Source organism: Ferdinandcohnia sp. GQ5 (genome assembly GCF_059759275.1).
Map to the genome: position 1 here is coordinate 165654 of NZ_JCAXEW010000005.1, position 23405 is coordinate 189058.

Sequence of the window (23405 nt, forward strand, 5' to 3'; positions counted from 1 at the left end):
AGGATGGAAGGGAAGAGTTCAGGGCGTTAACCTAAATTTTTGATTTACTTAAATTTCTGAAAACCCTTTCATTTGGACTAAGATTTGAGTCAATATTAAACTAATTTGATGAATGGAGGCGTGTATCTAATGAAAGTATTAGTTGTGGGTGCTGGAGCAGTAGGGGGTTACTTTGGAACAAGATTATTTGAAAGCGGAGTGGATGTTACATTTTTGGTAAGAAAAAACAAGCAATTGTTAATTAACGAAAATGGAGTAAATATACAAAGTATCCATGGAAACGTAAACATCTTTCCAAAAACAATAACTACTAGTGCTCTTCCTGAAGAATTTGATGTAATTCTAGTAAGTACTAAATCATATCATTTTGATAGTGCTGTCGAGGATATTACACGATTCGTGGGTAAAAACACGGTAATAATTCCTTTATTAAACGGTATTAGACATCTCGATATACTATTAAATGCCTTCCCAAACAATAATGTGATGGGTGGCTTATGCTTTATTGAATCTACGACCAACAAGGAAAATGTAATTGTTCAAACTAGCCCTTCTCATGAATTAGTATTTGGAGAATTATCAGGTCAAACTTCAGATAGGGTTAAATATATAGAGAAGGTATTTTCAAATACAAAAGCATCCATTCGTACTAGTGAATCTATTATAAGTGATATGTGGGTTAAATATTTCTTTATAGCATGCTTTTCAGGAATAACTACTCTATTTCGTTCTAGTATTGGGCTCATTAGAGAAGATAAAGTCGGTTGGGAGTTAATCAATAAACTTATTTTAGAGATTGGACTCATAATGAAAGCTCACGAAGTACCTCTACCTAATAATATAGAGGAAATACAGTTAATGAAGATAATGGAAATTCCAGAGACAATGAAGTCCTCAATGCTTAGAGATATGGAAAGAGGAACTCAGATTGAAGGAGAACATATTCATGGATACTTATTAAGTCTCGCAAATAGATATCAAATTGAAACGCCTTTATTGAAAATTATTTATTTAAACTTACGGGCTTATGAAAAACAATTAATTAAATAATTTTCTTTACTTATAAAATTGCAAGTCACTTTTTAAAGAACATTGATTAATCTTAAATTACAAGTGTGCGGCTACAGTGTTAAGTAAGCAACGAGGAATAGATTAGCCGAATAATTGAATGTGACCTTTTCTTAGTAAACTTAAAAAAAGGAGACGATTTAATGTTACTAACTAAAATGAAAGATGTTTCGCTTTCAGATTTAAATGGAAAATCCGTATCAATTAGTGACTTTAAAGGTAAGAATACCCTAATCTTCATGTGGGCATCCTGGTGACGATGTCGTGAACAACTGCCAGGTTGGCAGGTATTTTATGAAAAATTTAAGGGCCAAGATTTTGAAATCTTATCAGTGTCAGTAGATATTCAAGGAGCAGAGGTAGCAAAACCATATGCTGCTGATAAGTCGTTTACCACAGTGGTAGATTCTGAAAATGTTTTAGCCAATTATTTCGGTTTTAAGGTTGTTCCAAATGGAATATTTATTGATAAAAAGGGGTTCATTCGTCTTATTAAACAAGGATTTAATGTGAGTAAGAAAGGGCATGTTGAAGCGGTTGAAAAACTAATTCACGGAACCGTTGATCAAGTTGTATTAGATGATGAGTACTATAATCCATTAAACAAACCACTTGAAATCGAAAAGCAACTTTCGGTAACAAAATTTAAGCTTGGGATGGAATATGCTAAAAATGGTAGAAAGGAAGAAGCGTTAAAAGAGCTGGATGATGCTTTACTTCTCGATACAGATAACTTTCTAATTAGAAAACAAAGATGGTATATTCGCTACCCAGAAAAATTTTCTCCTACAATCGATATTGAATGGCAACAAAAGCAACTGCAAAAGGAAAAGTCAGAAGAGGGTAAGTTGAAAGATGGTGTAGATTGTGAAGCTGAAGGTTGTGTAATTCCTGGAACTATACAAGCTGATAATGAATAACGAAATTAAGTGACACTTAGATGTTAATAATTCAAAATGTCTAGTTCAAAAATTCCATGAGTTTTGACTCATGGAATTTTCATACTTTCTTCAATAGAAAGGATGAATTAATAATAGTCTAAACGAATATCCTACAATATCATGGATAATTCAGGTAAAGACTTGTATCATATCCAAAATGAAAATGGTCTCCACTTTCGTATGAAACAATAGATGGACCGATTTAAAGGTGTGCTACAAAGTATCTTGACAACTACCTAGCGTGGGTTCTTGTTTTTAGATAGTCTAAGTAACGAAAGCCACACAACATAATATCTAAGATTATTTCCTATTATCGTCATTTGTATTTGGAATGACCGATACTTATTATAGTATACGCTTATCTGTTTTAAACACCTATTAGATGAAAGGTAAATTAAATATTCCTATATTACACAAATTTAAAGGATACTTTTTCAAGTTATTAAATAAATTTTAATTTTTGTATTTTTTTCTTTTAAATAACAGATTATTAATGTTAAACCATATAAATAAGAATGGTATATAACAAAATATAAATATGGAACCGGCTATAGATGCAACCCTAGCTAACGTATCAGCTTCTAGGTCACTTTTAAAACTAATGACTAGTAAATAAATAATACTACTGGAAATCCATAACGAATATTTTTCTTTAAGATTTATTGTTTTACTTAAAACCCGTATTCCGCTCCACATGGAGACGCAGCAGGAGGGTAAAATTACTAATAGCCATGTGAAAACAAAAATGTATTCAAATCTCTCAATAAACGGAAGATGAATAATTTTTGATAAATTAAGAGTGGGCCATGTGATATGTTCTAACTGCCCAGTACTAAAAAAAACAAGTGAAATTATAGTAATTGAAGAATATAGAAGGTTTGTATAGAACAGGGAAATATGTGCCCATTTTTTTGACTTTACGTTATCTTTAATAAATGGAAAATAAATTAATAATAATTCTACGCCCAGATACATATAGATGAGATTTTTACCTGAATTGAAGTAGTCGCTCCAATCGTGGTTCAAAAAAGGTTTTAAATTGTCCCAATGAGCATACTTTAACGGGTAATAAACGGCTAATAATAAAATACTCGGTATAATTACACCCCAAAAGCAAATCCCTGTTACAACACGGAATCCCCCGGAGGCTATATATGTCGTTGCTATTAAAACAATTAATGATAACTCCCAAATCTCAATATAAGGGAAAGCCCAAATGTGTAAAGCTTTTACGTAAGAACGAATAACAGATGAAGTAATTACAATAATATAAACAAAAAGAATGATATTTAAGATTTTTCCGAACCAATTCCCAAATAATTGTTGATGTAAGGATAAAACATCTCCTTTACTTGAACGTTGTAATATAAAGTAAATCATCCATATAATTAAGTGAAAACTGAATCCAACCAACAAAACGGAGACCCATGCATCCTGTTCTACATCTTTTATTATTTCATGTTGAAAGCTCAACATCCCCACACCGGTTTGGGTTCCATGGATCAGAAAAAAAATAAAAAATGGGGATACTGTTAAGCTTTCTTTTACCTGTTTATTCATTGTTAATCTCCTATATTTCTACTTTTTTATTCCTGATTCAGTCAATACGACATTAATATCGACATTGAATGTAATATTTGGGTAGATTGTTTTGTAAAATTGTTCTTCATTCCATTCTTCACTATGAGCTCTTATGAAATCTCCAACACCTAAAGGATCAACATTGTGTTCCTGGAATTTTAACAATAGGAGTCTTAGATCGTCCTTTAAACTTTTTTCTAACTGTCTTTCTAGTAATAAAGTGCTTTCCTTCTTCCTCAAATCCAACCATTTTGGATAATCTCTAACCATTCCATTTAAGGTTATGTTGTACGATATCCTCGGTAACGTATTAGGATTTGATACGGATTCAATATTTGTACCAGAAAGAATAGTAAGTACAGCTAAATCTTCGAACTGATCTTTCCTTACTTTAACTGCAACTTGACCACCTATGGATTCATCTCGTAAAACTTTATAAAGAACCATCTCTTTTTCATTTAAAATGAGATTCATCTTTTCTTTTTTAAAAACTGCATATTCCTTTATCATAACTTTCCCTTTTTGATTTAGCCTCAGATAAGGAACCGCGATGTCTCTTCCTTCTCCATAAAAATCAAATAAGAAAATATGAAGGTTCGAAATTGGTAAATTTCTCAATTTAAAGTTTTGTTCGATTAGTCCTGGAAGATAGTCACTTCTTTCATCTTTTATTTTGTTAAGTAATTCTTTTGGTGGAATTTCTGAAACAGCTACGATTAGATTGGTTCCAACCAAAGGGTCTGTACATATTGTTCTGACAATCTCGGAAATATCCTCTTTGGCTATATCTTCACTGACGATGAGTAGCCTTAACTTCCCAATTTTTATAGGTTTTTCCGATTGGCTGTTTAAATCGTCGAGAACCAACTCAACGGTTGAGGCCTCTCCCTGCAATGTGTGAACTTTCCCTTGCTTTTGTTCCGTATAGTCAGCATATAAAGCTGTTCCAATATACTTGTTATCCTCTTTACTAAACCCCAGAATCGTCACAATTTGTAATTGATCGAGGATATTTATACGATTACAACCGATCAATATAGGAAATGTAATAATAAACATAAAGCCAATTTTGATAATATTTCGTAGACTATTCATTATTATTATCATCCTCGTCTTTCCCTGGTGTATACTTTTTCATCTTGAGAGGTCTCAAAATTTGACTTCGTTTTGTTGTATACTTGAATGATGACCGGATAAAACTGTCCCGAAGATTTTTAATTCTAAATGGATATAGCGGTGCTAAATATGGCGTACCGAAAGACTGTAACCTTGACAGATGTCCAAAAAGAATAACCGCACCTAACGCAAGCCCTAATCCTCCCCAAAGTGCTGCAACTAATATAAAGGGAAAACGTAGGAGACGAATGGCACTGGACATTGTATAGATCGGCGTTGTAAAGGATGCCAACGCAGACAAAGAAACAATGATAAGCAAAACATTACTTGTAAGAGCAGCCTCTACGGTTGCCTGTCCGATAACTATCCCACCTACAATACCTAAAGTTTGTCCAACTTTTGTTGGTAAACGTGCACCGGCTTCGCGTAATAATTCAATCGTTAGTTCCATAAAAATAACTTCCAAAACTGGTGGCAATGGGACATTGGCTCGGGAGTTAATAAATGGCCCTAGTAAAACTTGTGGTATGACCTCATAATGAAACGTTAGCACGGCCACATACAATGGACTGGCGAAAATCGAAAAAATAACACTCCATAAACGAATAATCCGAAAGAAGGACCCTATCAACCAAGGAAAATAATAATCCTCAGGTGAAATAAAAAAATCCATCAATATTGAAGGTCCAATAATTACGTACGGTGATCCATTTGATAAGATGGCAATCTGCCCTTGCGTTAGAGAAAATGTTACCCTATCGATTCGTTCAGTCGTTACCATTGTCGGAAAAAGTGTATTTGAATTATCGGAAAGGATTTGGCTTAGGTGCGAGTTATCATACAAAACATCCATATCTATATCCTTTAGTCTTTGTCGAACGGTTTGAATATTCTGAGGGTTAGTTATTCCGTCCAAATACGCAATGGTCACCTTTGTTTTTGACATTGACCCAAGATTAACCTCTTCAAAAATTAATTCAGAAATAGAAATTTTGGTTCTCAATAAATGAATGTTGACATCAATGTTTTCAATAAAACCAAACTTTGGCCCAATAACACTAAATTCATTTTCCGTGTCATTGTTTTTTCGGATTCCAAGACTAGCGTTATCAATGTTTACTGCGAGAAATTGTGTATCTGATTCGTTTATTTGGATCATTGCATAGCCCTGAATAAGTTTGTTCTGAACATCCTGGCCATCACTTACAATTTGTACTTTATCAAAAGGAATATAATTTTTTATATCATCAACTTTGGTAATCTTCTCTATGTTTTTTTGAATTGACGGCAGAAGAAGTCGATTTACCTTTTCAATGTCTATCATAGATTTGTAATAGCTAATTAATAGACGATCCGAACCCTCAAAAGGAGAGTATTGGTGAAAATCACTGGATTTATTTGCTTGCTCAAAAACTACTTTAATTGACTTAGGTTTGTTTGTTAATTTCTTTAGACTACGTTTCTTAAAAAAGGAAGCCATTCTTACCACCTTAAGTTTCATGGTTATATTTACTCTGAGTTTTTCAGTATTATACTGGGTATTTTTATTCTCTTAATAATGCTTATTTCTCTCCAAAAGAGCGATAGATACCTAAATAATCATCACATATGTCATTTACACCAAATAACAAGTTAAGAGGATTAGTAAAATAACATAAGTTTACGATCTTCGTATTTCTGAACTGTTCGTATTTTTTATTAACTGTATTGCCATCAATAATTAAGAATAAACCTTCTTATTAGAGCTCAATTTTTTTTATGATAGGTAGTGGCCGATTTGGAGAGAAGCCGTGTGGGTTTCTTATGAAATGAAAATTATTCGTGATTAGTAATTTTGAATCCCTATGTAAATTTAGGTGAGTACGGATAAATCTGACGAAAGGCTGATTGGCTTCTATGTTAGATTCTATTGAAATGATAAACTGACAGAAAACAAATTGTAGCAGTATAGAATTTTAGTCCATAAAGTAACGCATTTAATAAAGCGCGATAATTCGACCCTAATGAGAATAAAGGTGACGTTAAGTTACATTTCGTTGCATAATCCAATATATAGAATAGGATACAAATGAATCCTTTGTAGGGGGGATTTATAATGAATAACACTGAAGAGGCTACATGTGTTGGTGAATGCTTTTGGTGCATGGATTTTTACCTTTTAAGAGTTTTTAGGCATCATAGATGTTGTTTCGGGCTATCCGGGTGGTCATAAAGACTCTCACTTACCGTATTACACAATTCCAAAACCAAAAATGGAGAACTGTAAGCTACATTACAGAAGTTCGAGTTTTTTAGACTTATAATCAAGCTATCATTCGATATTGGAGGTTTTAGAAAAATGCTCAACCCAAATTTAACCGAACAGCTGAAAGCGGCCACACAACAATTTAAGGCCAATTCACCAATTGAAGCGCAGGTCAAGATTGGACAAATGATTGAAGAACTTCAGAAATCGGGGATTGCTTCCGGGAAGCAACCAGGTGAAAAGGCTGTAGACTTTAAATTAACAAACGCACTAGGCCGGGATGTTATTTTATTTGATGAGATCGCGAAAGGGCCGGTTGTGCTAGTTTTCTATCGCGGCGGATGGTGTCCTTTTTGCAATATGCAATTAAAGGCGTACCAGCAGATATTACCTGAAATCCAGGCGATAGGAGCGCAGCTTATAGCGATTAGCCCACAAAAGCCGGATAATTCGTTATCTCTTAAGGAAAAAGAAGGATTGGATTTTCAAGTCCTTAGTGATCCGAACGGCTTGGTAACGGCAAAGTACAACCTGCTCTTCGACGTTCCGCAGGGAGTAAGGGAAGTAATGGAAGGTATCGGGCTCGATCTTGCGGAGTACAACAATACCACGAAATGGGTTTTGCCAGTCCCGGCTACTTTCATGATTGATGAGAACGCCATTATTCGCTCCTCCTACATCAATCCAAATTTTATGCAGCGCCAAAGCCCGGAGGAAATTTTGTGGGAGCTAAGGAATCTGTAACGATTTTTACAACATTCGTCTGGGAGCAGAATTATCAACTATAGTAAGAACAAGTCTGAATGCGCGAGGCTTAATATTGGGTATCGTCTGTATAAGCCTAATAAACATTGAGAAGGAAACCATTTCTAAAGGTCACTTTCCACACGCTTACTGTATAAGTAATAAGTAGAATAAAACTAGATTAACATTTTGTAGCAAATTAAACGTTTTAAAACATGGAAAGAAGAATTATAGGTGAACTGATTGTTAAGCTCTATTACTCCAGAGGAACAGGGTAAGTTTGGGCTGATCAGGGCTTTACAGAAGAATACGGAACGATATTTAGATTAATAGAGTGCGCACGAGATAATTCTCCCCAAAAGATTACAATATGAGAGGCTGTGACTTAGATAATGCAAAGTCTAGAAGATAGGAGGACAACAGCATGAATGTTCTATTTACAGAAAGGGCAATAGAAAGACTAAGTCAAGAGCCTGCGAAGGCGTATCAGATAAATCCTAGCCTAGGAGGATGCTCCATTGGAGCCGATCGAGTAACGTTTGTTGGGGTGAAAGAACTGAGTTCAGAAATAAACGAACAATCCTTTTCAACCAACTTTAAACCAGTCCTACTGGGACATAAGTCAGATCATTTATTCGGTGAAGATTTAAAAGTGGACTATAATCCAAATACATCCACGTTTATTCTAAAAAGCAACAGCCAAATTTATACGGCGTATATGAAGCTAGAATATATAAATTAAGTATGATACAAACCGGGCTTTATATGCTTGTGTTTTTAGAGGTGATTTGATTTGGATATCGTAACATTTTACGGAGGTTTTACAAGTTCAGTTTAACGCAGAGCTTTTAAGCTTAGAATAAATCGTAAATCAATTTTTTAAGCAACATAATACAACGAGAGCACCTCGATCCATAAAGTATCGATCTTTATTGTTGTATGATAAAAAGGAGCAGAAGAATGTAATGCTACAAAAATTAGAAGAGATTCAGCATATCCAGGGGGACAGCTATACTTCTGTAGAGCCCCTACATTCATTTTACGAAGCGGACCAACGTCATCAAAAGTTATTACCTACAGAGGTGGAAACCAGTCTTTGAGAAGTGGCAGCGGATGCATATGGAAAAGGAATCACTGGTTGAATCAACCTTAGCTGTTAGGCAAAATGGCCTTTCAAAGGGGTGTGGTTCACTAGAAGGACTGATGTAAGAGTTTCCGGATTCAGTCTACGATTCCCTTTGGTCTGTTAACCGAGATACGAGGGAGATTTCGAAAGTGAAGTCAGAGGAGATGTGTGGTTTAGATTAATAGAAAAAAGTGAAAAGCGGCGCTGTTATAAACTGCTCCTTAAATGTTGGACTCCAAACTTATATTTAAGGGGTGTTTTTTATGGCAAAATTACATCGGAAGAAAAGATACAAATTCTATTAAGGTGTATAGAAAGAGGGGGCATTTGGTTTTAATTCACTTGATATTTTATATATCATTCAACATTTCAATATAGAAACAGTTAGGCTAATCTGATTTTTTACTCTTAAGGGCAATTTTTATTATGAATCTGGGTGCTATTTTGAAGATTTAAGCCTTGCAGATAAGGATGTAGTTTTAGGCTTTATCTATTTGGGCTATGCAGATCACTCTATAGGTAAATGTCATAGAACTCCTTTTGAAGAAAAAAGTATGGATTGAATCAGATTCTGTAAATTAAATCGGGCACTTAGCACATAGATCCTAATACTTTAAATCACTGACGTATTGAGGATTAGGAACCCTTTTTTCATATCCTAATACCTGGAAGTTCAGTAAAAAAACTTCATTATTACTTTTTCATGCTATTTTAGGCTCTATCATACAAATAGTAAACAACAATTTATAACTGTTCAAATGTTTGAACGGTGTTATTCGTGTTTTGAACTCAAGTAGTGAACAACTTTATTATCATTTATCATTAGGAGGATTAACCTCGAACATAAGCCCTGAACAATGGAATGAATTGATGGGTGATGCAGGTATTACAACAACTATTTTAGAATGGCTATTATATCTGGTAGAAATTGTCCAAATGAATGGTGATAGCTATCGAATGAAAAATAGACAGCATGTATTTTAAGCAAAAGTGTTCATTTCAAACAAGTAAAAAACTGCTAATTTTTACTTGACGGTTACTCATTACTAATCTCAGATTAGTATAGATACTTAATTTTATATATAGTGGTTGAACATTACTTACTTTAGTATTGAGCAGGTTAGTTTAAGATTGAATTACACCAATATAGCAGGACTGCATATAAAAATATACTCCCGAGAGATTCTTTTCGGGAGTGTTTTCATTTGCAACTAACTGATGAATGATTGACGTAGCTAAAGGGGATGTTATAACTAAATTTGATGATTTTTTTAATGACAAGTAGGATAAAGGGAGACAGTTTATATGTTTTGGAAAAAATATCTGAAACGTTTGGAGAATAACAAGATTTCAAATGATATTGAATCACCAAATTTTATGTTACCTAGCACTCAAAATATAGATTTAAACATTAATCTTGCAGTTAACGAGAGGATATTTCAAGAGATTTTTGAAAATTTTTCAGATATCGTATTTCGTCCAATTGGAGTCCAGGGTGCAACTAAACTTCTTTTAATTTATATAGATGGTTTAGTTGATTCAAAGACTCTTGATCAAGTTGTATTAAAGCCCTTGATGTATGATGGGATTTTTGACAAATTTGGGAAGTATCCCAAAATTGAACAAATCATTGAACAGCAGCTTATTGCTATCGCACAAGTTCAAAAGGAATCGGAAATCATAAATATGGTAAATGAGATTTTAAAGGGGAATATGGTAATTTTAATAAATGGAGTAAAAGAATCTTTAGTTGCTGACCTTAAAGGATACGAAAAACGAAGTGTGGAAGAACCCTCTTCAGAAGCATCTATTCGTGGTCCGAGGGATGGCTTTACAGAAACATTACGTACCAATACAAGCCTTATTCGTAGAAGAATCCGAAGTATAAACCTCAAAATGGAATTAATCACGATTGGTGAAATTACCCAGACTGATATTGTTATTGCCTATATGGATGGAATTGCCCAGAATAGCGTTATAGAGGAAGTTCGGAAAAGAATCAAGAGAATCCAAATCGACGGTGTACTGGATTCAAGCTACATCGAAGAATTTATAGAGGATAAAACATGGTCACCATTCCCACAGGTTCAAAATACCGAACGTCCTGATATTGTATGTTCCAGTTTGTTAGAAGGAAAAGTTGCAATTTTTGTCGATAACACTCCATTTGTACTAGTTGTTCCAATGACATTTTGGAGCGGTTTACAGGCTGCAGATGATTATTATGAGCGGTCTATCTATACCACTTTTATTCGATTTATTCGATTCAGCTTATTTAATATTGCACTTCTTTTACCGTCTTTGTATGTAGCCATCGTAACATTTCAACCACAGCTAATCCCTACCAATTTGTTAATTAGTATAGCTGCAGCTAGGGAAGGAGTCCCATTTCCTACTGTCGTCGAGACAATGTTAATGGAATTTATGTTTGAGGGTCTTCGTGAAGCCGGAATCCGGTTACCAAGACCTATTGGCTCAGCTGTTAGTATTGTTGGAGCGCTCGTCATAGGGCAAGCCGCTGTGCAGGCAGGAATCGTATCAGCCCCCGTAGTAATTGTAGTAGCCACGACCGGTATTGCATCGTTTGCAGTACCACGATATAACCTTGGGAATGCCTACCGAATGCTTCGCTTCCCATTGTTGATATTAGCCGGGATGCTAGGGTTATACGGGATACTAATTGGAGTTTTTTTCATTTTGACACATCTTATTAAACTTCGATCGTTCGGAGTTCCCTATTTTAGCCCGATAGCACCTCTTATTTTAAAAGATGTGAAAGATGTTTTTATCCGTGTACCAAGATGGAGCATGACATACCGACCTTCATTGATCTCCGGAGCAGATAAAAAACGTGCATTGGAAGGTCAACAACCAAGTCCAAAAAAGGGGGAGAAGACAAATGAATAGGAAACTAATCGTTTTTTTTATTTTTACTCCATTCATGTTCTTCCTATCCGGTTTCTGGGATAGTGAGGAGTTAAACGATCGTGCGATTGATCTCGGTTGGGGAATCGATCAAGCTAAGGGTGACAAGATTAAAATCAGTTCACAGGTTATTATCTCGTCGAATATGGTCAGTGGACAGGGAGGTGGTGGGGGAAGCCAAGGAAAGTCCTTTTATGTCGAAACAGGTATTGGGGAGGATACACTCGAAGCTGTCCAGAAAATGCAGAGCAAGCTTTCTCGAAAAATATTTAGTGGGCAGCGGCGGGTAATCGTCATCGGGGAAGAACTAGCGAGAAAAGGAATAAAAGATATAATGGATAACTATACCCGAGATTCGAGCAACAATCTATTAACCGATTTTTTTGTTATCAAAGGAGATACAGCTGAGAATTTTCTAAAAACGTCGTATCCGCTAGAAAAAATTCCTGCTCAAGGGGCTTTAAAAGAATATAACCAAATGGGGACGCTAGATAAACTTGGTCTTTTGAAATTTTTACTTTCTGCAACCAGTGAAGGGACCAGCCCAACTATTCCTGCCATTGTTTTAAATCAGGAACAATCCAATGCAAGTGGGTTCCAAATCAACGGAACTGGAATTTTTAACAAAGACCTAAAATTGATTGGTTTTTTAAATGGGGAGGAAGCAAGAGTATTACGTTGGGTAACCGGGAACCTAGATTTTACAACTGTATCATCAAATGTACCCAAAGAAAAAGGAAACATCAGTTTGTATTTAAACAAAATAAAAAGCGAGATTCAACCTATCATACAAAAAAACAAGATTAAAATTTTTGTCACCTTAAAGGGTCAAGGAGTGATTCGTGAAAACAACACCGGTTTAGACCTCACTGAGGTTAAAAATATAGCGCTAATTCAGGATGTATTGGATAAACAAACTGAAAAAGACGTTCTAGAAACCATTACAAAAGTACAAAAAGAGTATGGTATGGATATCTTTGGGTTTAGTGATGCGATTAAACGAAAAGATCTACGTAAATGGAGGTCCATAAAGAAGAATTGGGAAAAGGAGTTTTCAGAAGCTGACATTGATGTAAAAGTGAATTTGGTCGTTCGAAAAATTGGAGTAACAGGTCCGTCGTTAATTGATTAGTGGTATCCGAAAAGTCTAGCTATTAGGGCCATATTTCTGTATTGCTAGCTTAGAACATGTTGATTTCTACTCCAGGCTGATACTTACTTGAGCCGAGTGAGTTTCCTAATCGATCCACTTTTGCGGGGTCTCACCTATCCACACTTTCCACGCAGGATTAAAAATACTATTGAATGGGGGCTAATTGGCCAAGGTTTCCATGAGTATTGGATTTTTTATACTAATGCCTTATAATTGTCTCAATTATTTTTTTATTTTGAACACCTTTTGCCGGAACCATGTAACGAGTAGTAATAGAGCTGGTAATATTAAAAACATAGGTACCCATATATAAGGAACTAATATCTCCGTGTGGTGATAATAAACATGTTCAGAGATATTTTTTGATATTGTCATTCCTATAATAAGTGCAACAATGCTTGCGGGGATAATAAGTACACGATAATCTTTCATTCGTAACAATTGTTCCAATCCTTTTAACGCTCCGAGCATATTAACTACCAATTTTATTAAAGCGGTTGAAAAAAAGTATAGAATTCCGAAAATTTGCAAATTTTCAATGAAATTTGCAATGCTGATCATACCCAATAATGTGTACAGTGGATATAAAAAACGCGAAAATAAACTTCCGAAAACTAAAATAGCAAGCATACTCCAACATGTTATCATGATGCCAGAAAGAATAGTGGAGAAAATCGTAACCTTCTTAACGTTTTCAGGATGTTTTGTATCAGTCCAGAACATAGCCAATATGAGTGTTTCTCCAAAAGGCATGGTAATACCCCCAGGATATACTACCTTCCAAATCGGGTCCCACCCGTTTTCTAAAATGGGACGTAGATTATTAATATCCATAACACCGGAACTAAAAAGAAAAGTCACCTGGATAAAAAACAATACTAAAACTAAGGGAAAGATTATTTCACCCAGTCGACCAATAACCTCAATACCACCATATACGCAATAAGCAATAAAGATGATAAATAATCCTTCTATAATTAAAAATGGTGTATTGTATAAAATTGTTGTTGAAACCATATCTCTAATATCTGCAAGACCTCTACCTACATGATATAGGTACAAAAGAGGATACAAAAATGCAATGGGTGTTCCTATCCATCGCCCAAATTGTGCTGGAAACCACTGAACCAATGTTAACCCGGGGTTCATACGCATTAAAGTGATATATAACAGAATAATTAGAATCCCTAAGCACAATGATATGATTTGAGCAATCCATGCATCCTTACCGGCTTGACCTCCAAAACCAAATATAACGGTAGTTCCTAATTGGTATATATATGTGATTACAAACAATTGATATGATGAGATTTTATACATTTTTTTCTCCTTATATATGAGAGAGTAAAAATAAAACGACTATTTTCACTATATATTCCTTGAATGAATAGTGAAAAAATAAAAATGATTGTTTGAGTTTGTAATATGATTTTTATCATGGGTTTGCAAACTGATCAAAGTATTGCAATTATTATGTAGTAGATTTACTAACTTATTTTGTAATTGAGTTTGTTTTTTTCTAGTAAACAGTCTAAGCACTAATATTTTCATAAAAACTAGCTAACTGTGGTTTATTTCTAAAAAAGATCGAGGAAATGATCTTCAAGAAACGAGGTGCTTTTCATTAGAATGAATGTCTTTTTTAATATATCCTACATATTAAAGGATTATAATTTTTTAAGGTAAAAAATTGGCTATAGGGGGCGATAAATTAGATGGGCTACCAGGCTGTATTGAAGTCGGTGATAAGGACATTATACCGTTTTTGCAGAAAGTATAAAATCGGTTGATAACCTCTATCAAAACTTGTCTCAACTACCCAAAGAATTTAATTGATACATAAAAAAATAGAGGAGCAGCAAGTTCAAGTCTATTTTAGTAATATTTTAGTGAAAATTATAGATGAGCTTTGGCGTTTTGATTCTACGGAATTTTATGGTTACATGTGGAGGATAAGAAGAAAGAAAGTCTATATAATTGGTTAAATATTGCATAATTTAAGCCTATAGATTAGGATATTCTTTCTTCATAGGCTTTTTTTTGTCTACAAACTTAAAATTTAGATTTTGAGGAAGTTGGTGATGAATAGAATAGTAGTAAATAATTTTAGCTACTTTATCGGTATCTATTTCTTTTTTTTGTATTTTCCATAATCTAAATAGCTTTCAAAACGACCATCTATTTTTGAATCGGAACTAAAGAACTCAGGGTATGGCCTGTAAGGAACGTTTTGAATTAATAATTGCATAAAATATTCAATCATCATTTGTTTTAATTGTATTATTCTAGTAAAAAGGGGTGTTAGTTTATGACGATGGTTATCGTTAAGAATAATGGGGATAGTATTTTAATGGTGGCAGATAAAAGAAGAACAGTGGAGTATCCAGATGGTAGAATTGAAAGATATGATGATTATAGAAAAGTTAAGGTAATACAAGACAAGTATGTATTAACATTCGCCGGTAACGTTTTTGTTTTTGAAGAAGCGTTAAATTTTATTCAGGAAAGAGAAGAAGTATTAACCAAACTTAATCCTAATGATGTGGTTACTATTTTTAGGGATGCATTTCAATATGGGAATCATCACTTTGAAACTAAGTATGGAATTGAAGCTCATTCAGTCATTTATTTAGGATTTAGAGAAGGTAATTCGACCAGATTATATGGTTTTTCTTCAGGTGATGATTTTGCAGGGAAAGAGGTTCCTTCTTCTATAAAAGTATATGCAAAAAATAAAGAAGAAGAACAACGATTAGTTGATGAAACAACGAATTTTATTAATTCCGAACTGAAAACTAAAACGTTTGGATCTTATCAGGAGATTGCTAATATGTTTGCAGAAGCTATTAAAAGGGTAGATAACGAATATATCAGTAAGAACGCTGATTCGGTTTTCTTCTCTTTGAATAATTTTGAAACGTACTTCCATGAGTGATTTTACTGTATTTCCCTATATAAAGGGAAAAAGGTATAATAGATTTATAGTTATTTTCTTTTTCTTTTTAATTTTTACTGTTTGGCAAGGGTTGTATTTACTAATGTTTAAAAAATCTGTTAGGTATAGATTTTTACGGTAATTCCGTATACAGAATCTTATACCTGATAGGTTGTTTTATTTTTTGCGAAATTATAAAATAATTAATTTGTGGATAAATTTGCACTTGGGGACATAATTTTTGTAGTGTTAGCGAAATGGTTCTTTAATAATATGAACTTAACATATTCACTTTACTGCATTTTTTTACCAATGTTATATGGCTGGCTAAATAAATTTTGTGTTTATTTCTAATCCTGTTAAAACTTATATATGTCTCATAATCTCTATAAGGAGTAGCTTTGATTGTATTAATAATATTCGCTTCCGGAACAATATTGTCATGAAGTGCAGCCTGTAGAAGGATTTGTCGAGAACCATTAGGGGGCAAATAACTACGAATCGGCGATGAAGTGGTGCTTCAAGTTAATCAGCCCTGCATCCGGTGTGTTATAACTACCCTGCCTCAAGGGGATTTGCCCATTGGTTCGTCAGTCTTGCGGGCTGAGGTAAAGTATAATAAGGGAGTCATGGGGCGTGTACTCAAAAGTGATTCTCACTGGGCGAAAACATCGCAGAGATCAAATCGCAATTGAGTAATATTGCGTGTTATAGAAGAGGAGAGAGGAGTATGACGATTCACCAAATTCACGTAGAAAAATCGAATGGGGATACCTTGTCCTTGAATCAATATGCAGGAAAGGTTACTCTTATCGTAAACACGGCGAGCAAATGCCAGTTTATCCCTCAGTTTGACGACCTCCAGAGGATTTATGATCGATATCAAAAGGAGGGATTCTAAATACTTGGATTTCCTTGCAACCAATTGCAGAACAAGAGCTGGGAACGAGCGAAGAAGCAGCTGCTTTCTGTCGAATCAATTAAGGTGTGAGCTTTTAAATCTTTTCCAAAGTGAATGAGGATAATGCTGCGCCCCTCTTCGGGTATATTAAACAACAAGCTCGGTTTCAAGGGTTCGACACTAACAATCTACAAGCCAAGTTATTGAAGTTGACGATTACCGAGAAGTATTCAGAATGGCCGATTGGTGATTCGATTAAATGGAATTTTACTAAATTCCTGATCGACAGAAACAGTCAAGTTGTGAAACGATATGAACCGACCGATGAACTGGAACATATGAAGTAGACATTCAGTCTTTACTTTAGTCGATTCAATGCTACTATGATACCGTTAGTAAATCAACGTAAATTAAATCCGCGGATTCCGCGGATTCTTTGTTTGCAATTAATTAGGGCCAAATTGCATCTGAAAATGCAATAATAAATATCTAATATGGAGCATAACATAAATGGATATATTTCGAGGTAGGATAACGTAATTGCTATGAATAAATAGCTGCTGCAGCTTATCGTTAAAATTGCCGATTTAGGAAGTTTCACGAGATCTGGTCTAGAACTCATATGATTCAGCCGCGCGGTCAACAGGTTAGAAACCGAGTTGGATGTACCATTAATGATTCGCAACTGGTGTCAAGGTGTTATATTGACGGATATTGGGGAACGACTTGTTCACATTGGATGGATATGAAAAAGTGGAGCAACAAGTCGCACGTGAAAAGGGACTTTCTTTAGTAGGCCAGTAAATAAAGTGAAATTTCAAACATTATTAGGAGAATTAGTATTGAAACCTACACCGTAGAGATAACTTTAAGTGTCACTTAATTATTAAATACTGTTCATGTAATATTGGGAATCGTATATATTTTTCTACTATTAATTAAGAATGAATATTAATAACACTCTTAACCATTGATAAATACTCTTTAACAGAACTAATTATTATCTTGGTTACCCATATTGAACATAAACAAATCTCGATGTAATCCTTTGGGGAAATCTTAGTTAATAGGCAATAGATTGCATATTTCCTCACCATCTGATTTGAATTCGAATAATTCCCGCGCTGCATTAGAAAGAGTGTAAAGAGATAGATTTATTAAATCTCACAATTTGCATGTACTGTTTTTGTGTAGGTGTATTTATTGTGTTTCCTTTTTATATTTTTTATTCTAGCAAACTAATTAGCAATTAAAAAATAATATTAAAAGAGCAAGTCAACATTGCATTGCAATTATCTAATTGTATTTTTACTGTTGGTACATCTACAACAAACGGTATTACAGTAAATGCTGGATGGTTGTCGAGTTTTGTATATTTTTTGTACAGATTACTATGATAGATTAAAAGTAATTTGGAAGAACTTACAATTATTCCTATGATGCATTCTAAACACAAGGATTGTTAGATTTTCCGGATTTCAATATCAGTAGAATTAAAACAATAAGAAAGGAAAAGAAAATGAAAAAGTATAAGACTATTACTTCAATATTTTTAATTGCACTACTGCTAGTAGGGACTTTTCTACCCGGATTAAGTCAGGATTTTGCATCTGCGGCAGAAATCAGTGTGCCAATAAGTGCTGAAAAAATTGACTATAACGGGAATGTTCCTTCAAATGATGCAACTCCAGTTCAGGTTGCTCCTGAATTAGATATTGAGGAGTATGATGGAGAACTGTTTTCAGGAGGTAATATTAAGTTTGAAATCTCTGAAGGAAGTGACGAATCAGAGAAATTAACTCTTCCAGATGGTGAACACACCCTTGAAGGCGGTCAGGAAATCCAGATAACTGATGGAGTTATTTATATGGATTCAAATAATGATGGAGATTATCTTGATCCGGGTGAGGACATCGCAAAAGTTAATGAGGACTTAAATGGAAATGGCATTTCGCTTCAAATTGATTTCTCTACGATTCCTATTCCAAATGGAGACTTTGAAGAAGGAAGTGAAGGCTCTATAAGTGAGGAGAGACCACTTCCGAACTGGAAAATTAACACCGAAAGTACTAAAGATGGGAAAGATATTAAACAAATTTGGCTAGGGGAGTTAGCTTCTAAAACTCAAGATCGTAAATATAGCAAGATTGAACAAATTGGGAGTAGGTATATTGTTACAGGTCCTGAAGAAAAATACACCTACCAGACTAATGTAAATTATGATGCAACAGCATCTTCAAAAGACTCTCAAATGGTGGAAGGTTTCGAAGCTATTTATCAAGAGAGTACTGGTACGTTAGTGAAAGAAGTTTTTAGTGAGGATGGAAAAGGGCAAGCTCTTGAAATTGGTTTCTTAAGCACTCTTCTTCAGTCTGGTGATTATAATAAGGAGGACGGAAGGATAGCCTCTTCTTTTGGTATTGAAGCTATCAGTGACCCATTTGAAGCGCATGCAGGCGATCAATTAGGGTTCGATTGGAAAGCTAACGATGGAGGCGACGATTATGAAGTTTATGGATTCTTGGTAAAAAATGATGAAACCGAAGCTCATACAGAAATTTTATATGGTAGAGGATCTGCGCAAGATTGGACAACAAATACGGGTGTAATACCAGAGGATGGAAGCTATTATTTCCGTTTTGTTGCAGGTTCATATAACCGAACAGACGGAACAACTCATGGTGCTACTCTTAGTATTGATAATATCCGAATACTTAGTGGAAAGGTTGTAGCAAGTATAGCTGAAGAAATCGGTCAGCTTGTTACCTATGAAACAACTAAGCTGTTAGGAAATCGTCATGTAGACATTTCAGTTACAAATGGAACAGGTGAATTAAGTAATAAAACATCCGTTCAAATATTAATGGACAATGAACTAGAAAGATCGTTAACAATTGAGACTCCTGTGTTTGCTACGATTGTATATGACCCTACACCAGCAATTACGGGTAAAGTGTTGGTTGGTTCAACTGTTGATATTAATGTGACAGGACCAGATGGTTACTCATACTCAAGCCAAAATAAATCTATCTTTGCTACAGATGGTATTTGGACAAGTGATGCGATAAATAAAATGACTGTACCAGGTGAATATACTATTTCTGCTAATGCAACAAAGGGTGAAATGAGCACGTATCCTCCAGTAACATCTACATTCATTTTTGTAGATAACAGTAAATTAGAAGAATATGTGAATATGGTTGACAGTTTAAAAAAGGACGAATATGAAAAGGGTTGGGAGGATTTCAATACTGCATTACAAAATGCTAAGAATGTTTTATTAGATATTGCAAATATGGATGATAAATCGAATCCCAATCAAGTAGAGGTAGATAAAGCTTTAGAAAATCTACAAATTGCAAAAGAAGCACTTTTAAAATATCAACCTATCGCGGAAAACGCGACATTCCACCATGGACATAATAATATTTATGTTGAGTTTGATAAGGATATAATCTTTAAAAACATTGACAATCTTACACAAGGATTTCAAGTCATAGTGGATAATGAGCCAGTAGTAGTTGAATCAGTAGAAAGAATTGGATTAGACGACGAGAATAAAAAAACTAGTGAATTGAAACTTATTTTGTCTAATGACACAAAACTTTCAAGTGATTCTGAAGTGGAAATCTTTTATACCTATACAGAAGGTAACTCCAACTTAGTAGGTGATGAAGAAAACGGTGCTCCAGTGGGGGATTTTGATTTTAAAGCTAGAGATCTATTTGGTTCTGCGCTACAAATAGATAAGCCAGATAGGGTCACAAATGATACGACTCCAGCAATTTCGGGTACACTTCACTCAGAAACAGAAAGTGCATCAATTACATTAAAAGGTCCAGATGGTGTAGGAATCATCGTATCGCAAGAGGATTTAATATTTGATACTGATAATAATACATGGTTGTATCAGTTAGAAGAAAAGCTGACACCAGGTAAGTATGTAGTTGAAGTGATTACTACAAAATCTGGACGACCTGATGTGACTAAAACTCATAATTTTTTTGTAGTAGATAAATTAGAGTTAGATGAAGCCATTATTGACGCAGAGGAACTGGAAAAGGACGATTACCGCGCAGGTTGGGAAGACTTCGCTGAAAAACTGGAAGACGCAAAATATGTATTAGCTAACCCAACAGCATCACAAAGTGAAGTTGATACAGCATTAACGGAGCTTAACCAAGCAAGAGAAGCGCTAGAAAAGAAAACACCTATAGAAACAAACCCAGCAACGTTCGAGCATGGAAAACAAGAAATAGTAATTGACTTTAATAAGGACGTTAAGCTTACATCGTCAAACCCAACAGAAGGTTTTGTAGTGGTAGTTGATGGAGAAGCTTATGCAATTACAGATGCCGTAGCATATGGTGATAAAGTTACTTTAACAGTGGATAAACCACTAGATAGTGATTCAAAAGAAGTTAAGGTCGCTTACACACCAAACGCTACACATCCAAATTTATTTGGTGATGAAGAAAATGGTACTGCCGATGAGGCCTTTGAAATTGTCGTAAAAGATGAATTCGGTGTTGGTCTCCAAATTGAAGGAACAAAAGGTAATACACATGATCGCACACCACCGTTTACTGGTGAAGTACATTCCGATGCAGACAGTATTACATTGACGATTGTTGATGGAGAAGGAAATGAATATGCAAGTGATGCAGTTGGAACCATTAACGGAGACGGTTGGATTTTTGAAAGTTGGTCTAATTTAGAAAAACTTCAACCAGGTGCTTATACAGTAACAGTCACTGCATTCGATGAGGGAACTGGAAGAACAGTAACTAAATCAGCAAACTTCACAGTAATAGATAAAACAGCGTTAGAAACAGCGATAGAAAGTGCAGATGAACTTGTCCAAGAAGATCATCGAGCAGGATGGGAAGAATTCTCTGAAAAACTGAAAGATGCAAAAGATGTAATAGAGAATCCAACAGCATCACAAAGTGAAGTTGATACAGCATTAACGGAGCTTAACCAAGCAAGAGAAGCACTAGAAAAGCTTGCTCCATTAGCGACAGGCGCTTCATTCAATCATGGCCATGAAGAAATAACAGTTATATTCGACAAAGATGTTATGTTTGAAAATAGCAATTTAGATTTTACATCTGGATTCAAAGTAACAATTGAAGATGTAGAAGTTGAAATACTATCTATTGAAACAATTGATGTTGACCCAGAAAGTAAAACAAACAAATTGAAAGTAACTGTAGCTGAAGGCACAGAACTATCAAGTGATGTAGTAGTTAAAATCTACTATAACCAAAGGGATGGAAAATCTAACCTTATTGGTAATGAAGAAAATGGGACCGCTGTAGAAGATTTTGAATTCCTTGCTAGTGACCCGTTTGGACATGCATTACAAATTGATGCACCTGGTGGTATCACAAACGATACAACACCAATAATTGAAGGTACGTCTGACGTGGAAGCAGAAAGTGTAAAGATTACAATTATCGGTCTTAATGGAGAAGAAATCGTTGTAGACCAAGATAATATAATAATTAATTCAGACGGTACTTGGACATACAACGTAAACAAAGATCTTACACCGGGCGAATACAAAGTGTTAGTAACAACGTCTAAAACCGGGCGTACTGATGTTACTAAAGAACACTTTTTCACTGTAGTTGATAAATCTTTGCTTATTAAAACAGAAGATGAGATTACAACCAAGAATTTGGTAAAAGAAGAGTACACAACAGGATCCTGGAAACAATTTGTAGAGGCATACAACAATGCCAGAACAGTTATTTCCAATCCAATTGCATCTCAGGATGAAGTTGACCAAGCTAACGTAAACCTTGAGAAAGCTTATGGTGAACTAGTATATAAAGTGGCTTTAGAAGTTGAGGGAGAAAAGTCAGATGTTCTAGTTCCTGACCATTATTCTGCAGACAGCTGGAAGGCATATCAAAAAGCACTTGAAGTTGCGAAAGAGATTTTAAGTAACCCAGATGCAACCCAAGAAGAAATTGATTCAGCAGAATATGCATTAGCACTGGCTCGTGCAGCGTTAACAGTTGATAAAACAATGCTTCAAAAAGAAGAATCATTATCAAATGAACTTAATGAAGCGGATTATTCAAAAGCTACTTGGGATAAATATGTAACAGCATTAAAAACAGCTCAGTCTATATTAAATAAGCCAAATGTAACTCAGGCTGAAATAGATGCTGCTGAAAAAGCACTGGCAGTTGCTCGTGGGGCACTTACTGTTGATAAAAAGCCACTTGATGAAAAAGAATCAATGGCAAATAACATTAACAAAAGTCATTATACCTCAGACAGCTGGAATGCTTACCAAAAGGCATTAGAACATGCTAGGGCAGTATTAGCTGATGACAATGCAACACAGGCCGAAATAGATGCAGCTTATGACGCATTAGCAAAAGCTCAAGATGGACTAGAAAAGGAAAGTGTACTACCTATTACATCAACCTATATGTATAATTTGTTGATGGTAGGAATTGTGTCATTACTATTTGGTTCCATACTACTCTTTATGAGAAATCGTAGAGCAAAAGTGAAATCACTAATGTAATAGAACAGGGATTGTAGATCTACTCCTTCTTTGCAAGTTGAAAGAGGCTGGGACAAAAACCGCTTCTAAGATGAAAATCCGGTGGAAGTTTACTACAAGTAAACCTTCACCGGATTTGTTTAA

At 34.9% G+C, this 23405-nt stretch carries 16 protein-coding genes and 1 pseudogene; 13 read left to right on the forward strand and 4 right to left on the reverse strand.

All coding sequences use genetic code 11. From position 1 onward, the window contains the following. Positions 1-129: 129 nt before the first annotated feature. The 4 genes and pseudogenes from AC6CHV_RS08245 to AC6CHV_RS08260 all read left to right on the forward strand — a co-directional run. Positions 130-1050, forward strand: a complete 921-nt coding sequence (locus AC6CHV_RS08245) for a 2-dehydropantoate 2-reductase (RefSeq protein ID WP_498078667.1) — start codon at positions 130-132, stop codon at positions 1048-1050. Between the two features lie 161 nt (positions 1051-1211). Further along, positions 1212-1325, forward strand: a complete 114-nt coding sequence (locus AC6CHV_RS08250) for a peroxiredoxin family protein (protein WP_498078668.1) — start codon at positions 1212-1214, stop codon at positions 1323-1325. Between the two features lie 15 nt (positions 1326-1340). Beyond that, positions 1341-1988 (forward strand): TlpA disulfide reductase family protein, encoded by a 648-nt coding sequence (locus tag AC6CHV_RS08255; RefSeq protein ID WP_498078740.1) that lies wholly within the window; start codon positions 1341-1343, stop codon positions 1986-1988. 156 nt (positions 1989-2144) lie between these two features. Beyond that, positions 2145-2391: pseudogene (locus AC6CHV_RS08260) on the forward strand (IS1595 family transposase); the annotation flags it as partial. 71 nt (positions 2392-2462) lie between these two features. On the opposite strand, the gene AC6CHV_RS08265 reads toward AC6CHV_RS08260, so the two are convergent. From AC6CHV_RS08265 to AC6CHV_RS08275, 3 genes are read right to left on the reverse strand one after another with little or no spacing between them, the layout of a single operon-like run. Beyond that, positions 2463-3569 carry a GerAB/ArcD/ProY family transporter gene (locus AC6CHV_RS08265; RefSeq protein WP_498078669.1) on the reverse strand — a complete coding sequence of 369 codons (1107 nt, stop codon included), beginning with the start codon at positions 3567-3569 and terminating at the stop codon, positions 2463-2465. 18 nt (positions 3570-3587) lie between these two features. After that, positions 3588-4685 carry a Ger(x)C family spore germination protein gene (locus tag AC6CHV_RS08270; RefSeq protein WP_498078670.1) on the reverse strand — a complete coding sequence of 366 codons (1098 nt, stop codon included), beginning with the start codon at positions 4683-4685 and terminating at the stop codon, positions 3588-3590. Continuing rightward, positions 4678-6186, reverse strand: a complete 1509-nt coding sequence (locus tag AC6CHV_RS08275; protein ID WP_498078671.1) for a spore germination protein — start codon at positions 6184-6186, stop codon at positions 4678-4680. Before AC6CHV_RS08275 ends, AC6CHV_RS08270 begins: the two co-directional genes overlap by 8 nt. Positions 6187-7044: 858 nt before the next feature. Here AC6CHV_RS08275 and AC6CHV_RS08280 point away from each other — a divergent pair. The 6 genes from AC6CHV_RS08280 (at position 7045) to AC6CHV_RS08305 (ending at position 12878) form a co-directional block, all read left to right on the forward strand. Continuing rightward, on the forward strand, positions 7045-7695 hold the full coding sequence (locus AC6CHV_RS08280) for a redoxin domain-containing protein (RefSeq protein WP_498078672.1): 651 nt from the start codon (positions 7045-7047) through the stop codon (positions 7693-7695). Positions 7696-8119: 424 nt separating this feature from the next. Further along, positions 8120-8437, forward strand: a complete 318-nt coding sequence (locus AC6CHV_RS08285) for an iron-sulfur cluster biosynthesis family protein (protein ID WP_498078673.1) — start codon at positions 8120-8122, stop codon at positions 8435-8437. 121 nt (positions 8438-8558) lie between these two features. Further along, positions 8559-8795 carry a peptide-methionine (S)-S-oxide reductase gene (locus AC6CHV_RS08290; RefSeq protein ID WP_498078741.1) on the forward strand — a complete coding sequence of 79 codons (237 nt, stop codon included), beginning with the start codon at positions 8559-8561 and terminating at the stop codon, positions 8793-8795. An 809-nt stretch (positions 8796-9604) separates the two neighbouring features. Then, complete coding sequence (locus tag AC6CHV_RS08295; protein WP_498078674.1) at positions 9605-9805, forward strand: ATP-binding protein; 201 nt, start codon at positions 9605-9607, stop codon at positions 9803-9805. Positions 9806-10126: 321 nt separating this feature from the next. Continuing rightward, positions 10127-11728 (forward strand): spore germination protein, encoded by a 1602-nt coding sequence (locus tag AC6CHV_RS08300; protein ID WP_498078675.1) that lies wholly within the window; start codon positions 10127-10129, stop codon positions 11726-11728. Further along, positions 11721-12878, forward strand: a complete 1158-nt coding sequence (locus AC6CHV_RS08305; RefSeq protein ID WP_498078676.1) for a Ger(x)C family spore germination protein — start codon at positions 11721-11723, stop codon at positions 12876-12878. Before AC6CHV_RS08300 ends, AC6CHV_RS08305 begins: the two co-directional genes overlap by 8 nt. A 243-nt stretch (positions 12879-13121) precedes the next feature. Here AC6CHV_RS08305 and AC6CHV_RS08310 read toward each other — a convergent pair whose 3' ends face one another. Continuing rightward, complete coding sequence (locus tag AC6CHV_RS08310; protein ID WP_498078677.1) at positions 13122-14219, reverse strand: endospore germination permease; 1098 nt, start codon at positions 14217-14219, stop codon at positions 13122-13124. Positions 14220-15207: 988 nt separating this feature from the next. Here AC6CHV_RS08310 and AC6CHV_RS08315 point away from each other — a divergent pair. The 3 genes from AC6CHV_RS08315 (at position 15208) to AC6CHV_RS08325 (ending at position 23282) form a co-directional block, all read left to right on the forward strand. Further along, a complete protein-coding gene (locus AC6CHV_RS08315; RefSeq protein WP_498078678.1) occupies positions 15208-15834 on the forward strand; it encodes a hypothetical protein in 627 nt (208 codons plus the stop codon). Positions 15835-16564: 730 nt separating this feature from the next. Then, positions 16565-16735, forward strand: coding sequence for a hypothetical protein (locus AC6CHV_RS08320; RefSeq protein WP_498078679.1), 171 nt, complete (start codon positions 16565-16567; stop codon positions 16733-16735). Positions 16736-18254: 1519 nt separating this feature from the next. Beyond that, entirely contained in the window at positions 18255-23282 is a 5028-nt protein-coding gene (locus AC6CHV_RS08325; protein ID WP_498078680.1) for a hypothetical protein, read from the forward strand. Positions 23283-23405 lie beyond the last annotated feature (123 nt).

Excerpts from the sequence above, each read along its gene's own strand:
- AC6CHV_RS08310 (WP_498078677.1), bottom strand. The coding sequence starts at position 14,219 with ATGTATAAAATCTCATCATATCAATTGTTTGTAATCACATATATATAC.
- AC6CHV_RS08270 (WP_498078670.1), bottom strand. The coding sequence starts at position 4,685 with ATGAATAGTCTACGAAATATTATCAAAATTGGCTTTATGTTTATTATT.
- AC6CHV_RS08300 (WP_498078675.1), top strand. The coding sequence starts at position 10,127 with ATGTTTTGGAAAAAATATCTGAAACGTTTGGAGAATAACAAGATTTCA.
- AC6CHV_RS08320 (WP_498078679.1), top strand. The coding sequence starts at position 16,565 with ATGACGATTCACCAAATTCACGTAGAAAAATCGAATGGGGATACCTTG.
- AC6CHV_RS08280 (WP_498078672.1), top strand. The coding sequence starts at position 7,045 with ATGCTCAACCCAAATTTAACCGAACAGCTGAAAGCGGCCACACAACAA.
- AC6CHV_RS08305 (WP_498078676.1), top strand. The coding sequence starts at position 11,721 with ATGAATAGGAAACTAATCGTTTTTTTTATTTTTACTCCATTCATGTTC.
- AC6CHV_RS08245 (WP_498078667.1), top strand. The coding sequence starts at position 130 with ATGAAAGTATTAGTTGTGGGTGCTGGAGCAGTAGGGGGTTACTTTGGA.
- AC6CHV_RS08250 (WP_498078668.1), top strand. The coding sequence starts at position 1,212 with ATGTTACTAACTAAAATGAAAGATGTTTCGCTTTCAGATTTAAATGGA.
- AC6CHV_RS08315 (WP_498078678.1), top strand. The coding sequence starts at position 15,208 with ATGACGATGGTTATCGTTAAGAATAATGGGGATAGTATTTTAATGGTG.
- AC6CHV_RS08285 (WP_498078673.1), top strand. The coding sequence starts at position 8,120 with ATGAATGTTCTATTTACAGAAAGGGCAATAGAAAGACTAAGTCAAGAG.
- AC6CHV_RS08275 (WP_498078671.1), bottom strand. The coding sequence starts at position 6,186 with ATGGCTTCCTTTTTTAAGAAACGTAGTCTAAAGAAATTAACAAACAAA.
- AC6CHV_RS08325 (WP_498078680.1), top strand. The coding sequence starts at position 18,255 with ATGAAAAAGTATAAGACTATTACTTCAATATTTTTAATTGCACTACTG.
- AC6CHV_RS08265 (WP_498078669.1), bottom strand. The coding sequence starts at position 3,569 with ATGAATAAACAGGTAAAAGAAAGCTTAACAGTATCCCCATTTTTTATT.